Raw genomic sequence first — 15,238 nt, forward strand, 5'->3', positions numbered from 1 at the left:
GAATTTGTACTCGTGATGAAAAAAATGTATCAAGATTTGTCTTGGGCGTGCATACGAATAACATCCTGTATCTGTGCCGGCTCAAACACCACACCCCAACACCACTGGCCAAACCCGCCTTTGGCATTGACTGCTTTTACCCAAGCATCCAGCGCAGAACGCTTGGCCTTGTCCTGCGGTGAATCCTCGCCCTTGATTTCCAGCACCAGCGTTTTTCCGTTGGTGAGCCGGATCAGGAAGTCCGGCACATAGCGCCGCCGCGAACCGTTCCACAGGTAGTAAATCTGTAAACCGAGATGATCGTTCTTGGCATAAGCTTCCACCGAAGTGCTGCGTTCCAGCACATTGGCGGCGTGCTGCTCCCAAGCGCTGTCCGACACCATGTGACTGATCTGGGATTTCTGCGTCGGCACACAGGGCTTAGTGGTGTACCAGGTACGCATGTTGCGAGTGGAGCCTATTGGAAAATCCTCGTCGAACACAGGCTCGAAACGCTCCTGATTCTGCTCCACCACATAGCGCAACAAATGCTGCACCACCAGATCCAGACTCAATGACAGCAGGATACGCTTGCGCAGCGGTTCCTGATGAAATAGCGAAGGAATCTCGATGCGATCCGATTGCAGGAATTGTTCAACGAGCTGGATCAACTGGAACACCAGCAAATCCCGGCCACCCTCAAACTTTCCTTGCAACTGGTCAAAAGCCTTGCGCGCCGCCTTGAATACCAATTTCTGCAGGCGGAATTCATCGGGCAACTGTTCGAGGTCAATCAGCTGGATCTGGTTCCAGTCGGTGGCACCGCCCAGCGCCGGCGCGATTTCGACGGCAATCGGCACCTTGGCGGGATTAATCTTCAACGGTTCAACTTTCTCCCAATCCACCGCGAGGCGAGTTTGTACAACGGCATCCACCCGCAACACATTGGGCCAGCGGATTTCGAGCTCGTTGCGATCAACCAGCGATTCAATGGCTGTACTTGGCTTGGGTGGCGGTGGCGGTTCACCACCGGCACCGACATCCTGAAAGATGCTCAGCGGCACGCCAAAAATATTGACATATTCCGGCCTGAACAAGCCGTTTTCGTCGCGGTCATACGACACGCGGCGCAAACCACGCCCGATGACCTGTTCACACAATAACTGACTAGTAAACGCGCGCAGCCCCATGATGTGGGTGACATTCTTGGCGTCCCAACCTTCCGACAGCATTGCCACGGAAATGACATTCTGCAGATCCTGCCCAGCGGTATTGCGTTTGCCGACGTTGTCGATGATCGCGCGCAGCAGTTCCTCTTTTTTCAGTCCAGATAATTTTTCCTTTTGCTCATCCGGTATTGATGTAGCAGCCACAATAGCTTTTAGTTTTTTCTCGTAATCCTTGTCTGTGCCGGATGTTTCGCCCACTTCAGCGGATTTCAGCACTCGCGAATCTACTCGCAAAGTTTTGTCAGGCGCCTTCAATTCCGGCCAGTGCGCATCACCGCTGTTGAAGTAGTGCTCCAGTCGCGCAGCGGTTTCGGTGCGGTTGCAGACTGTGAGCATAACGGGCGGCGAGGTATGCCCCGCCTCGTGCCATTGCCGGTGTGTTTCGCGCCAGTCTGCTGCAAGCAACGTGTAAGCCTGTTGCACCAGCAGCGGCAAACTTTCATGCGGTTCCGCACCTTTGCGATTCAGGTCTTCGCCCACTTCGGGCTCGCGATAGAGGTGATACAGCTTTGGCTTCATGGTTTGTGTGTCGGGCACAACGCCGTCTCGAATCACTACGCGCGGCGTCTTCACCAAGCCGCCTTCAATCGCATCGTTCAGGCCAAAATCCGAAATCACCCAATCAAACAGTCCTTGCTCGGTATTGGTCTTGCCGGTGGGGGCAAACGGGGTAGCCGACAAATCAAAGCAGCGCTGGATGCGCAGCTGGCCGTGGATGCGATCCAGCCCTTCGACCCAGCGTGTGGCTTCTTCCAGATCCAGTCCCAATTCTTCGGCAGCCTTCTTGCCTTTGAATTCCGCAGGAATGCGGTAAGCGTGATGCGCCTCATCATTGATGATCACAATATCTTTACAGGCTGACAATTTACCCAACACACGCTGCACGAATGCCTTGTCACTTTCCTTGCCTTTCTTGACGACGGAACGCTCCTGCTCTTTCAGCGGCATCAGCGTATGCCAATTCTCGATCAGCAATTCCGCCTGATTCAGTTTCTGCCGCAAGGCTTCCGACGGACACAAACCGTATTCATCGTAGTAATTGGATGGATGCCCCGGCAGTAAAACCTGCAAGCGCTCTTTTACTGTAAGGCCTGGCGCAACGATAAACACTGCACGGGAAAAATCCTTGTGGCGTTTCGGGTACATCAGCGCGTTCAGCACCTGCCAGGTGATGATCATCGCCATCACCGTGGTTTTGCCGGAGCCGGTCGCCATCTTGTTGCACAGCCGTTCCCATGCGCCGCCATCACCCTGCACAAAAATGCCTTGCTTGTATTCAGCAGGCGCCTCTACCCACCAGATCAACGTTTCAATCGCCTCCAGCTGGCAAAAATAAAACGACAACTGGCGCGCAGAATCATCATGCCAATGCTCTAGCAACTGTCGGGTGACGCTGGTAATGCCGTGGTATTCCGCCGCCCGCCACGCATCCACCCGCTCGCGAATACTGTTGACCTGCTCCAGCTCCACCGTGCGGCGCGTGTTGTTGCGTGTGTCAAAGATTTCGTAACCAGCCGGACGGCGGCCCTCCGTTAGCACCAGATTGCCACGGTCATCGGCCCAATACTGGCGCGGGCATTGGTAGGGGGAGTTAATGATGAGGGATTGGGGTGAGCTCACAACGAAATTCCGGCAAATAACGGAATCTCGATGGGTGGCAACTTGCCACGCTGAGCAACATCAAACACATGCTGACGCCAGAATGGCCAGACATTATGGAATACATTGTATTCCGCAAAAGCTTTCAGATGTTCGCCATCCAAATCGCCGGTTATGTCATAAACAGCAACATAACTGGCTTCGATAACAACGAAAACTTTCGGATTTTCTTCTTCTGTAGCAATTCTGACACCCAGAGTAACTTTTACGCGCAAGGTTTTTGGCGAACCCTTTTCGTCATATGCTTCCCCCACCAGAAATTCACCGCCTCGCATATCCTGCTGGACAATATTCAAGCCAGCCTGATTTTCAGGCATTGCACTCGGTTTTTCGAATTTGCAATTCTCAAGAACAATATCCCTTAGCTTGAGGTTCTTGGTTGCATGGGCAATCAACTGGGCACTTTCATTGCTCATGCTGCCGCTACATTCATCCTCGACCAATTGTGATAGAAAAATTTAGTCCCCTGCGCTTTTGGAAAATAATTGCGAGCCGAGGCTATGAGTTTGACAGGGCTAGCTGTTCTGTAACCCGCCACTTCATGATGAACTTCTATGCCAGCAGCAATTTTCAGAAGATCAAGAATTTCTGACTGCATCGCAACCAATCTAAGAAGCTTATCCATTGCTGCACTCTGTATAACATCGCCGCGCTCGTATTTTGAAAATGCATTGGCTCCGCCACCGAACAATTCTGAAGCGGCCTGCTGCGTCAAGCCCAGCGCCTCACGAATGGCCAGAATCTCTTGGCCTGTCAGCAACCCCTCTTTGGCACGCTTGGCATCAGCCACTTTCAGATGGTTGCGCCGCACTTGATCCGACAACACCGGATCCGCACCACAGAGAGCGCACAAGCAGTATTCCAGCCCTTCCACATGAACTGTGCCATTGTTGTGCTTGAAGTCATCGGCGTAAGTACCGGCCACTAGCTCACCTTCGTCACAAACTGGACACATCATTTTTTCATTCGTCATAAAGAACCTTCTCGATGAAAGGACATGAGTAAAATCGTCACGCAATCGCGATTCAGTTTTAATTTGATATACAGCTCATCTTGGTGCCCTGTCGGGCTTTGATAGGTAATGTGGTATACATCGAGCCAACCCTTACGGTCACCATAATTAACAGACTCCCTGTAGTGATTCTCAGCAAGACTTGCCAGACAAGCATGAACATCATCCGGCGAGTAACTGAGATTCTCGATATCTTTTGACACATCACGAGACCAATAATCCACTTTTCCCGCTGCGGCCAGCTCCCTGATGCGATCCAGAGAGAACTCCTTTCGCTGCCGCCTTTCTTCCTGCTGTGTAACCATTATGGTTAGCTGCCTCCCTGGCGTCAATGCGGCAAACCGATAACTTTCAAGGACTCAATTCCCCGGTCATCGACAATCTTCACCGCAATCTTGCGGTTCTCGCCAGCTTCGAACGGCAGGGAAACGGTGCCGTGGAATTGCGCCAGTTTGCTCTCGTCCAGCTCGGCACGGATGTTCTTCTTGAGTTTTTCCCAGCCCTCGCCCTTGCCGGCCATCGGGAAGAACACCTGGCGGGGTAACAGGGAGCGCTCGTCGTAGTCGGTATCCAGCAGCCACACGGCGATCTTGCTCTTGCCGCCGCCTTCCAGCTCGCCGGTCTTGGTGTTGAAGTAGTCGAAACCGTTCACTTCCACTTCAAACAGGCCGTCCTTACGCTGGCGCACATCCACATCCGGCTGGCCCATGAGCCAGAAGCTCTGGTTGCTGGCGCGGTTTTTCTTCAGGTCATCGGTCAGCAGGTCGGTGTTCATCTGCGCCTTGAGCGCGGTGATGCCCTTGAGGTTGTCGATGTCCTTGGCGGCTTCCGGGTCGAAGGTGAAGGCGCAGAACACGATCATCTTCGGCAGCGGGAACAGTTCGCCCGCTTCGCGCAGGGCGTGTTCCACCTGCCGCTGTTCCAGTGCGCCGTGTTCAGGGCCGAAACTGACGACAACGCGCTCACCCGTCTCGGCCACCGTGCCGGTGCAGTGCAGGCAGGTGGTGCCTGGCAGGGTTTCCAAGGATGAAAACTTGATGTATTGCAAAGGTTCATCCTTACGCTTGATACCGCGCACACCAGTTTTCAGCAACTCGTCGCGCCAGGAATGCTGGCGTTGTGATTCACCGGAGCGGGCGATGGACACATCCGCTTCGGTCGGCTGTTGCGCTTCGTCCAGCGACAGCACGGTGGGGAATGGCACGGCCTCGACGGAAAACGGGCCGGTGATGCGCAGTTTGTTCTTTGAAATAGCAGGCTGATCGTACAAGGTTTCCTGATCGGCATGCGCGGCAATGGAGGCATCCATTTTCTTCTGCATAGCTTGCCGCGCGGCATGGAAACGCTCGAACGGCTCCCTAGCCGCAGGCTCCGCATCTTCCGGGAAATCGAACGGCACTTCCCATTCCTGCATTTTTTGCTTGGCGGCTTTATTCAAATCAGCCAATGCAGACTCAATGGCTGGATGCATGGCCTCGTAAATGGTGTCGATCTCGGGGTTGTTGGCGATGGATTTGAGCGTGACATGCGGCACGGTTTTGTAGATAAACCCCCCGCGCAAGCCTTCGTGCGGGTACTTCAATTCAAAATAATCGTAGCTCGCCGTCATCAACCGCTGCTTCGCCAGCGTCACCGCCACCCGCGAAGTATCACAGGTAATCCAGCGCCTGCCCCATTTTTCCGCAACAAAGGCAGAGGTTCCAGAACCACACGTTGGATCGAAAACCAAGTCACCTGGATCGGTAGTCATGAGTATGCAGCGTTCAATCGCTTTCTGACCTGTTTGTACTACATAAATTTTGTCTTCAGTAAAACTTCCGGTGGCCGTGTCTTCCCAAAGTTTAGTAATTGGGGTTGCTGGATAATCATCCAAATATCTGATGTAGCGCAGGCTATTCGCCGCAACATGAAATCTACCTGCTTTGCCCAGCCTTTCAAGGCCGGCCGTTGTTGTTTTCCACGTTGTAGCGTAACTAACATTTTGAAAATTGAACGTAAACAGCGGATTGCCTTGTGATGATATATCGGCTGGCTGATATATCTTTACATCATTAGGAATAAGGTCGAGATTCCTTTTTTCGGCAGAATTTATACCACGATAGAATCCAGTTGGAAATTTAACCCATGAGTAATTATCTGCCGTGCCGCTTTCTTTATTTTTATCTAAAAACAACTGATTATATTTTGTTTTTTTAGAATTTTTTCCATACCAGATAATATAGTCAAATCTATCACCCAGTTTTTGGCTAGCCAACCCGGTAGTTTTGACAAATACAATATCCGCACAGAAATTTTCCAACCCGAAAATATCATCTAGAATTTCTCTGACATGGTGTACATTTTCATCAGAAATCTGCACAAACACGCTGCCACTCTCATGCAACAACTCACGCGCCAGCAGCAGGCGGTCACGCAAATAAGTGAGATAAGAGTGAATCCCCAGCTCCCAGGTATCGCGAAACGCCTTGATCATCTCCGGCTCTTGCGTGAGATCCTCGTCCTTTCTGTCCTTCACATCGCGCTTGTTCACAAACGGCTGGAAGTTCGAGCCGTACTTGATGCCATAGGGCGGATCGATATAGATCATCTGCACCTGCCCGGCCATGCTTTCTTTCTGCAATAGCGAATTCATCACCAGCAGTGAATCACCCGCCACCAATCGGTTACTCCAGCCCTTGTCATGCTTGTAGAAATCAATCGCATCCCGCAGCGGCAGGTTTTCAAACGAGGCATTGAACAAGCCCATCTGCCCCGTCGGTGCCGCCTTGCCTTTCTCCTCTTTCATCACCTTGCGCACCGCCGCCAGAATGCTGGCCGGATCAATCCGCTCGTGTACATGCAGCGACACCGTATCCACCTCAAACGAGGTGCGCTCGGCCTTGCCGGCCCAGTTCAGGGAGGGCGACTGCAGGCGTTTCAGTTCTTCCAGCGCTGCGCGCATTGTGGCTTCATCGCCACTGGCCAGCGCATCGTCGATCAGGTTCTCGACGTGCGCGCGCTGGCTGTCGAACTGCAATTCAGGGTCGAGGTGCGGGTCGTACTTCCACTCGGTTTTGGGCTGGTAGGGGTCGGTACTCTCGTTGACCATGCCCACTTCCGGGTTGTTCTTGCGCCGGTCTGAATGGCGGTAGGAAATCACCTGTGTGGCTTCGTTAGGGTTGGCGCGCACAGCCGGTTGGGTCGTTGCTTTTTTTTCTAACAGTTTTTTTAGGAACAGCTGCCAACGGCGGATTCTCCTGCGCGGCAAGTAAGAATTCATCGATGCGGTTTTGATCGTCGGCCATGCCGATAACTCCCTAACTGAATTTACCTTTGACAGCAACAATGGCAGCCGAGGCGCAATGAGCCAACACTCAACCACCATACATCCATTTTTTCACGGTACATCTTCTTCAAAGCACGCCTTCTTTAACCCACTTCCGCCAAATTTCCTTTGCTTTCCAGCCACTCTTTGCGATCGCTGGCGCGCTTTTTGGCGAGCAGCATGTCCATCATTTCGTCGGCGTTATCTGCGGCTTCTATCGTTAATTGCACCAAGCGGCGCGTGTCGGGGTTCATCACCGTTTCGCGCAACTGCATCGGGTTCATTTCGCCCAAACCTTTGAAGCGCTGCACATTGGGTTTGCCGCGTTTGTTTTCGGCGGCAATGCGATCCAGCACGCCCTGCTTTTCACTTTCATCCAATGCGTAATACACATCTTTGCCGATGTCGATGCGATACAGCGGCGGCATCGCCACATACACATGCCCCGCTTTCACCAGCGGACGAAAATGGCGCAAAAATAAAGCACACAGCAAGGTGGCGATGTGCGCACCGTCGGAATCCGCATCCGCCAAAATACAAATTTTGTGATAGCGCAAACCGCTCACATCTTCCGAGCCGGGATCAACGCCGACTGCCACAGAAATATCGTGAATTTCCGCACTGCCCAGCACTTCATTCACATCCACTTCCCACGCGTTCAAAATTTTTCCGCGCAGCGGCATGATGGCCTGATACTCGCGATCGCGCGCCTGTTTAGCCGAGCCGCCGGCTGAATCCCCTTCCACCAAAAACAATTCACCGCGTGTGACATCACTGCCGGAACAATCCGCCAATTTCCCTGGCAGCGCGGGGCCGGATGTGATTTTCTTGCGCTCGATCTTTTTGCCGGCGCGTAAGCGTTTACCGGCATTGCTGATACAAAATTGCGCAAGTTTTTCTGCATCTTCTATGTGTTGATTCAACCACAAACTGAACGCATCTTTTGCCACACCAGAAACAAACGCCGCCGCTTCACGCGAAGACAAACGCTCTTTGGTTTGACCAGAAAATTGTGGGTCCGCCAACTTCGATGACAGCACATACGCGCAGCGATCCCACAAATCTTCCGGCGCGAGTTTGATGCCACGCGGCAATAAATTGCGGAACTCACAGAACTCGCGCAAGGCTTCCAGCAAACCGGTGCGCAAGCCGTTCACATGCGTACCGCCCTGCGGCGTAGGAATTAAATTGACATAAGATTCCGCCAACAATTCACCGCCTTCCGGCAGCCACAATACCGCCCAATCCACCGCCTCGGTGGTGCCGGTAAAACTGCCGACAAACGGCTCGGCGGGCAGCAATTCCCAACCCGCACAAGCGGAGGCGAGATAATCTTTCAGGCCGTCTTCATAAAACCACTCATCGCGCTCACCGGTTTTTTCTTCCAAAAACGTCACGCGCAAACCGGGGCAAAGCACTGCTTTGGCGCGCAATACATGGCGCAAGCGCGGCACAGAAAAGTTCACAGAATCAAAATACTGTGCATCGGGATAAAAGCGCACTGTAGTGCCGGTTTGTTTTTTCGGCACAGCGTCGAGCACTTCTAAATCGCTGGCGCGGTTGCCGTCTTTGAAGGTCATGCGGTATTTCTGGCCGTCGCGTTTGATCAACACTTCCAAGTCGGTCGATAGCGCGTTCACCACCGACACACCCACGCCGTGTAAGCCGCCAGAAAATTGGTAGTTTTTGTTAGAGAACTTACCGCCGGCGTGCAGCGTAGTGAGGATGACTTCCACGCCTGGCTTTTTCTGCTCGGGGTGCAAATCCACCGGCATGCCGCGACCGTCATCCGCGCAAGACAGCGAGCCGTCCTTGTGCAGAATCACATCGATTTGCTTGGCGTGACCGGCGAGAGCTTCATCCACCGAGTTATCGATAATTTCTTGCGCGAGGTGGTTCGGGCGCGTGGTGTCGGTGTACATACCTGGACGTTTGCGCACCGGATCAAGGCCGGTCAAAACCTCAATAGCATCGGCGTTATAGCTGTTGTTTGATGGTGCAGAACTCATGCGATCCCCCGTAGAAGGTGGCTATTCTACGGGGAATCTTGCACTGTTCCAGCTTGACCTGTGTTTTTTTACAGTGCCAATAGCGCTTACCGCTCTTCTACCACGCCACCGCGAGCATTCCCTTGGCGCTGCCGACCACCACCATCGCGTGCGCGCTCACTGCCTCCACCATCATGGCTTCTAATACCACCGCTAGAGCGAGACGGCACGGCTTGCTCGTAGCCGCCGCTGCGTGAGCTGGACGGCTCGCCGCGCGGCATCTGACCACTGCGGCTAGGTGTTTCACTGGCTCGACCACCTGTCGAGCCGCCCCAACCACTGTTCTCATTGCGCGGCATAAACACCGGACGCTGCTGCTGTCGAATCACCGGCGGCTGCGATTCGTTTCGCGAACGATCAACGCGGGTATTACTTTGCGTGTCGCGTTCGTTACTGCGGTATACCGGCGCGGGAGCATAACGCTCTACGGGCTGACGCTCACTGGACGAGGTGTCACGGCTGTGACCACCGCGATCACGGCTGCCGTCGCTGTTTCGGTCATACCGATCGCCGCGCGACGCACGATCGCTATTGGTGTTATAGACAGGATAGGCGGTGCGTGGCGTTGCTTGTGGTGTCGCACGCTGCATGCCATCGCGTTCGACATGCTCTGGCTTGATAGGACGCCCCTTGCCATCGCGCACAATATCGTCGTGGTAGCAGTTATTTCTGCGACACCAATCTTGGCGCTTGCTATACCAATGATCGTTGTAGCCGTGCTGACGATCCCAAATGATCACACGGTCGTAATCATCGCGGTAGCGATAGCAGTAACCGCGATAGCTGTAGTAATCACAGCCGCCGTAGTTGTAAATAACCCAGATACGATCGCGCGGGTAATACATATTTCCAAACGGATAGTAGTAGTTGTAATTGTTGGTGGCGTAAACCGTTGTGCCACCACCATCGTAGTAACTACCGCCATCGGAGTAACCGCCGTTTCCGCTGTTGGAATAATAACTACCGCCTGCAGAATAATGGCCGCCGCCACTATTGCCGCCATAACTTCCGCCTACGACATAGCCACTATTGCTGGAATAGCCTCGGCCATGCCGATAATCCGTTTCGTAAAAAGAACAACTTGCCAAAAAAAATACTGCCAGTGCCATACCAATGAGTGTGCGCATAATGCCCTCCTGGAGCATGCAATGAATACGCGCCTTTACACTAGCAGTGTGTGTGGCAGGGCTACAAGATGGCTAGAAAAATATTTTTTAACGCGCGTTTTTTTGCTCCATGGCTTTGCGCAGTAAGTCGCCCATGGAACCGGTAGCAGTCGCCTGTTTGGGCTGACCGCCCCCCATGTAACGCTCGCTGGTTTTGCGATCCACCTTGGGCGTTTTTCCGCCATCGGCTTTGGCAGCAATTTCATCATCCAAGCGCATGGTGAGCGCGATGCGTTTTCTGGCGGCATCAACTTCTAACACTTTTACTTTTACGATATCGCCGGCTTTCACCACTTCGCGCGGGTCTTTAATAAATTTATTGGTGATGGCAGAGATATGCACTAAACCGTCTTGATGCACACCCACATCCACAAACGCACCAAAATTCGCAACATTAGTGACCACACCTTCCAACACCATGCCCGTTTGTAAATCTGATATTTTTTCGATGCCATCGCGAAAGCTAGCTGTTTTAAATTCAGGGCGTGGATCGCGACCCGGCTTATCCAATTCACGAATAATGTCTTGCACCGTCAGCAAACCAAAATGTTCACAGCTATAATCTTTTGCCTGTAAGCCGCGCAAAAACGCACTGTCACCGATCAAACTTCCCACGCTGCGATTGTTTTTCTCTGCGATGCGCTGCACTACAGCGTAAGACTCTGGATGCACCGCCGATTTATCCAGCGGATTTTCACCATCGTTAATGCGTAAAAAACCGGCGGACTGCTCAAAGGTTTTATCGCCCATGCGCGGTACAGCTTTTAAAGCTTCGCGGCTACGAAAGACACCATTTTTGTCGCGAAACTCCACAATATTTGTCGCCAGTGTTTGGTTGAGGCCAGACACGCGTTTCAGCAGCGCCACCGATGCGGTATTCACATCCACACCCACACCATTCACGCAGTCTTCCACCACGGCATCCAGTGTGCGCGCCAACTGCATTTGGTTCACATCATGTTGATACTGACCAACACCGATGGACTTAGGATCAATTTTTACCAACTCTGCGAGTGGGTCTTGCAAGCGGCGTGCAATCGACACCGCACCACGAATCGTGACATCCAAATCCGGAAATTCTTTGGCTGCCAATTCTGAAGCGGAGTACACCGAAGCCCCCGCTTCACTCACCACCACTTTTTTGGCTGTCAGCTCCTCGTGTTTTTTTAACACATCGCCGACAAATTTTTCTGTTTCACGCGAGGCTGTGCCATTGCCTATGCTGATTAAATCCACGCTGTACTGCTTGCACAAAGCCAGCAGAATTTTCTCGGCTTCTGCAATTTTATTTTGTGGTGGATGCGGAAAAATCGCACCGTGCTGCAACACTTTGCCGGTGTTATCCACCAATGCCACTTTCACACCCGTGCGCAAACCTGGATCCAGACCTAGGGTGACTTTTTGCCCAGCGGGCGCTGCCAGCAATAAGTCTTTGAGATTGCTGGCAAATACGCGAATAGCCTCTTCCTCAGCGCGCTCGCGCAACTGACCAAGCAAATCGGTTTCCAAATGCGTCAGCAATTTGATGCGCCAAGTCCAACGCACCACTTCTGCCAACCAGGTATCAGCAGCGCGACCTTCATTGCGTATACCGGCGTGTGCCGCAATACGGCGTTCACACACATGATCAGGCGTTGTCAGCTCTTCTGGCAGCGTCAGTGCCGCCGTTAACACACCTTCTTTGCGCCCGCGAAATACCGCCAGTGCGCGATGCGATGGCATCACACTCACTTTCTCGCTGAAATCAAAATAATCGCGAAACTTTTCACCTTCTGCTTGTTTGCCATCCACCACTTGCGATTTCACCAAGCCGTGTTCAGTGAGATATTCACGCAAATCGCCTACCAGTTTTGCGTCTTCGCTGAAACGCTCCATCAGAATTTGTTTAGCGCCATCTAACGCCGCTTGTGCATCATTCACAGCATGTTCAGCGTTGATATATTTCTCCGCCTCTGCAGAGGGATTCAGCGTTGGGTTTTCTAACAACACCAGCGCCAGTGGTTCCAAGCCCGCTTCACGCGCCATTTGCGCTTTGGTGCGCCGTTTGGGTTTGTAGGGCAAATACAAATCTTCCAAACGATTTTTAGTATCGGCAGCAACAATATCTTTTTCCAATTCCGGCGTGAGCTTGCCCTGCTCTGCAATACTGGCAAGCACGGTCTTGCGACGATCTTCCAGTTCACGCAAATACACCAGACGCTCTTCCAGTGTGCGCAACTGTGTGTCATCCAGAGCGCCGGTAATTTCTTTGCGATAGCGCGCAATAAAAGGCACTGTTGCACCTTCATTCAGCAACTGCACGGCTGCTACCACTTGCTCCGCACGCACCAATAATTCTTTAGCAATTTTTTGTGCAATTTGTTGTTCGATTGTATTCATGTAGCCACCCTGCAAAACAGGCTACATTATCGACAGACAGCCATAAAAAAGGCAGTCTTGAATACAAGACTGCCTTGTGTTTACTGCAAGAAAATACGCGCTAGGCGAGTATGGCCGGCAACTGTTTTGCCAATTCCGTTTTTTGCTCGGTGCATTTTCCAGTTAATGCAAAACCCAACAAATCACCCTCAGGACTGCGGAACAATGAACACACATTGTCGCCATCCACTTCTTCATGCCATTCACCCACAGCACCGTGCAATGGCGGCGACAACTGAATCGGGCAGACCGTGACTTTTACACCAACAGGCATAGGGCCATACACCACGGCGGTGCGCTCGCCTGCCAAGGTCTTTGCCAAGGTGCGCGCGCAAGCCATCAACGGCAACACATAAAAACGCACATGACCTTCCACCTCTGCGCAATCACCCATCGCGTATACATCCGGCACAGAAGTTTCCAAATACCGATTCACGGTGATGCCGCGATTCACCGCAATGCCGGACTGACGCGCCAAACCAATGCGCGGACGCATACCCACCGCCGACAACACCACATCTGCTTCTATTTTGTTGCCGTTTGCCAGCGTAGCAACAATGCCGCCCTCTTTTTTGTCGATGGTTTCTACCACCGTACCAAAGTGATAGTTCACTTTGCATTCACGCTCCAACGCGCGCTGCACAGCAGCAGAGGCTTTCGGCGGCATCAAAGCACCGAGTGGACCAGATAACGGATCCACAGCCTCCACTTCAAAACCACCCACAGCCAAATCATTTGCGTATTCACTGCCGATTAAGCCCGCGCCAATGATCAATACTTTTTTCTTGCCAGCGACTGCTTTTTGAAAAGCAGCGTAATCCAGCAAGTCATTAACGGAATACACCAAATCCAAACCATCGCCTTGCAAGGGTGCGCTAATGCACTCAGCGCCCCAGGCAATCACCAATTTGCTGTAACGCAATTTTTCATCACCCAAACTGATTTCGTGATTAGCCGGATCAATCGCTGTCACTTTCGCAAAAGTGCGAATTGATGCCTGCAGCTGCTCTGCCATCGCACCCGCATCTGCCACCGCCAACTCATCCGCAGTTTTTTTCTTGGCAAAGCCCGTGGAAATCATCGGCTTGGAGTAATTGCGACCGTCATCGGCGGTAATAAACATTAACGGGGTTTCTTTATCATGACGACGAAACTCCTTACCCAAGGTGTAACCCGATAAACCCGTGCCGATGATGATGATTGGATCTGACATTTCTCTTACCTCAAGTTAATGATTCTTTATCAAGCAGTTCGCTTGCCAACCACTGCAAATAATTCTCAGCGCCCCGCTCAATAGGTAACTGAATAATTTCCGGCACACTGTAACTGTGCAATGCCGTAATCAAGCGCTCCATGCTGGCAAAATGGGCGCGTGATGTTTTGATCAACATCAACACTTCACTCGCCTGCTGCACTTCACCTTCCCAACGATAAACACTGTTGATGGGCGACAGCTGCACGCACGCAGCCAAACGACTTTCGACCAACGCTCGCGCTAAACGCTGGGCTTCTTCGTGATTGCTGGCTGTTGCCAACACCACACAAAAAGCATCATCAGACAACGCGCGCTCTGTCATTACAGATCAATCGTCACATTCGCCTGCATACGGCAGCCACTGCGGATTTCTACGCTCCATAAATGCTTTACCGCCTTCCGCAATATCAGGGTGCGTGTTTTGCGTCATGATGTAGCTCCACGCATTTTCCAATGCCGCGTGCAGCCCCATTTCTTTCGCTTCCCAAATCGCTTTTTTGCTGCGCGCTAAAGCAACAGGAGAATTGGTTTTAATTAAATCTGCCAGTGCGTGTGCGCGCTGCATCAATTCTGCAGCGGGTACCACTTCACTGATCATGCCCAACTCATACGCGCGCTGTGCATTCATGCGCTCGTTACCACCGGTCAAAGCCATGCGCATCACCGCATCAAACGGCATTTTGCGCACCAAGCTCACCGGCTCCAAACCGGCAACCAAACCGACTTTCACATGCGTATCAAAAAATGTTGCAGTATCTGCTGCAATCACAATATCGGAATCTGCAACAAAATGTAAACCACCGCCAACCACCATGCCATTCACAGCGCAAATTACCGGCTTCCAAATGCGATTTTGCAGCGATGTCCATTTGATGGAAGCGAGCGTGCCAAATTTGCGACCTTGCTCATCCACTTCACCATCGGTTTCTGGCAAGTCCGCTAAATCCGCACCTGTGCACAAAGCCTTATCACCGGCGCCGGTCAAGATGGCAACCACCGCTGATTTATCTTGATTGAAATGTTGCCACACTTGCGACAACTCGCAACTCATCACGGAATTCACCGCATTGCGTTGTTGCGGGCGATTTAGTGTGATTACGGCAACGCCATCGGCAACCTCATATGACACTGTTTCAAACTTCATAGCAAAAACCTGTTTTAGTTTTCA

11 protein-coding genes are annotated in these 15,238 nt (G+C 52.2%); all 11 read right to left on the bottom strand.

Annotated features, from left to right (window positions below; genetic code table 11):
* Positions 1-29: 29 nt before the first annotated feature.
* Complete coding sequence (locus IPK30_02835) at positions 30-2,828, bottom strand: DEAD/DEAH box helicase family protein (protein MBK8102250.1); 2,799 nt, start codon at positions 2,826-2,828, stop codon at positions 30-32.
* On the bottom strand, positions 2,825-3,283 hold the full coding sequence (locus IPK30_02840) for a protein-export chaperone SecB (GenBank protein ID MBK8102251.1): 459 nt from the start codon (positions 3,281-3,283) through the stop codon (positions 2,825-2,827). The genes IPK30_02835 and IPK30_02840 overlap by 4 nt, the downstream gene beginning before the upstream one ends.
* A complete protein-coding gene (locus IPK30_02845) occupies positions 3,280-3,885 on the bottom strand; it encodes a type II toxin-antitoxin system MqsA family antitoxin (protein MBK8102252.1) in 606 nt (201 codons plus the stop codon). The genes IPK30_02840 and IPK30_02845 overlap by 4 nt, the downstream gene beginning before the upstream one ends.
* Positions 3,837-4,184, bottom strand: coding sequence for a type II toxin-antitoxin system MqsR family toxin (locus IPK30_02850; protein ID MBK8102253.1), 348 nt, complete (start codon positions 4,182-4,184; stop codon positions 3,837-3,839). Before IPK30_02850 ends, IPK30_02845 begins: the two co-directional genes overlap by 49 nt.
* A gap of 23 nt (positions 4,185-4,207) precedes the next feature.
* Positions 4,208-7,243, bottom strand: coding sequence for a site-specific DNA-methyltransferase (locus IPK30_02855; protein ID MBK8102254.1), 3,036 nt, complete (start codon positions 7,241-7,243; stop codon positions 4,208-4,210).
* Positions 7,244-7,287: 44 nt separating this feature from the next.
* Positions 7,288-9,192 (bottom strand): DNA topoisomerase IV subunit B, encoded by a 1,905-nt coding sequence (gene parE / locus IPK30_02860; GenBank protein MBK8102255.1) that lies wholly within the window; start codon positions 9,190-9,192, stop codon positions 7,288-7,290.
* An 86-nt stretch (positions 9,193-9,278) separates the two neighbouring features.
* Positions 9,279-10,358, bottom strand: a complete 1,080-nt coding sequence (locus IPK30_02865; GenBank protein ID MBK8102256.1) for a hypothetical protein — start codon at positions 10,356-10,358, stop codon at positions 9,279-9,281.
* Between the two features lie 87 nt (positions 10,359-10,445).
* Positions 10,446-12,776 carry an RNA-binding transcriptional accessory protein gene (locus IPK30_02870; protein ID MBK8102257.1) on the bottom strand — a complete coding sequence of 777 codons (2,331 nt, stop codon included), beginning with the start codon at positions 12,774-12,776 and terminating at the stop codon, positions 10,446-10,448.
* A 100-nt stretch (positions 12,777-12,876) separates the two neighbouring features.
* Entirely contained in the window at positions 12,877-14,028 is a 1,152-nt protein-coding gene (locus IPK30_02875; GenBank protein MBK8102258.1) for an FAD-dependent oxidoreductase, read from the bottom strand.
* A gap of 10 nt (positions 14,029-14,038) precedes the next feature.
* A complete protein-coding gene (locus IPK30_02880) occupies positions 14,039-14,392 on the bottom strand; it encodes a divalent-cation tolerance protein CutA (GenBank protein MBK8102259.1) in 354 nt (117 codons plus the stop codon).
* A 6-nt stretch (positions 14,393-14,398) separates the two neighbouring features.
* On the bottom strand, positions 14,399-15,214 hold the full coding sequence (locus IPK30_02885; GenBank protein MBK8102260.1) for an enoyl-CoA hydratase/isomerase family protein: 816 nt from the start codon (positions 15,212-15,214) through the stop codon (positions 14,399-14,401).
* Positions 15,215-15,238 lie beyond the last annotated feature (24 nt).

This window comes from Cellvibrionales bacterium (genome assembly GCA_016713115.1).
Classification (GTDB): Bacteria; Pseudomonadota; Gammaproteobacteria; order Pseudomonadales; family UBA7239; genus UBA7239.

Excerpts from the sequence above, each read along its gene's own strand:
- IPK30_02840 (MBK8102251.1), bottom strand. The coding sequence starts at position 3,283 with ATGAGCAATGAAAGTGCCCAGTTGATTGCCCATGCAACCAAGAACCTC.
- IPK30_02850 (MBK8102253.1), bottom strand. The coding sequence starts at position 4,184 with ATGGTTACACAGCAGGAAGAAAGGCGGCAGCGAAAGGAGTTCTCTCTG.
- IPK30_02855 (MBK8102254.1), bottom strand. The coding sequence starts at position 7,243 with ATGGTGGTTGAGTGTTGGCTCATTGCGCCTCGGCTGCCATTGTTGCTG.
- parE (MBK8102255.1), bottom strand. The coding sequence starts at position 9,192 with ATGAGTTCTGCACCATCAAACAACAGCTATAACGCCGATGCTATTGAG.
- IPK30_02865 (MBK8102256.1), bottom strand. The coding sequence starts at position 10,358 with ATGCGCACACTCATTGGTATGGCACTGGCAGTATTTTTTTTGGCAAGT.
- IPK30_02870 (MBK8102257.1), bottom strand. The coding sequence starts at position 12,776 with ATGAATACAATCGAACAACAAATTGCACAAAAAATTGCTAAAGAATTA.
- IPK30_02875 (MBK8102258.1), bottom strand. The coding sequence starts at position 14,028 with ATGTCAGATCCAATCATCATCATCGGCACGGGTTTATCGGGTTACACC.
- IPK30_02880 (MBK8102259.1), bottom strand. The coding sequence starts at position 14,392 with ATGACAGAGCGCGCGTTGTCTGATGATGCTTTTTGTGTGGTGTTGGCA.
- IPK30_02885 (MBK8102260.1), bottom strand. The coding sequence starts at position 15,214 with ATGAAGTTTGAAACAGTGTCATATGAGGTTGCCGATGGCGTTGCCGTA.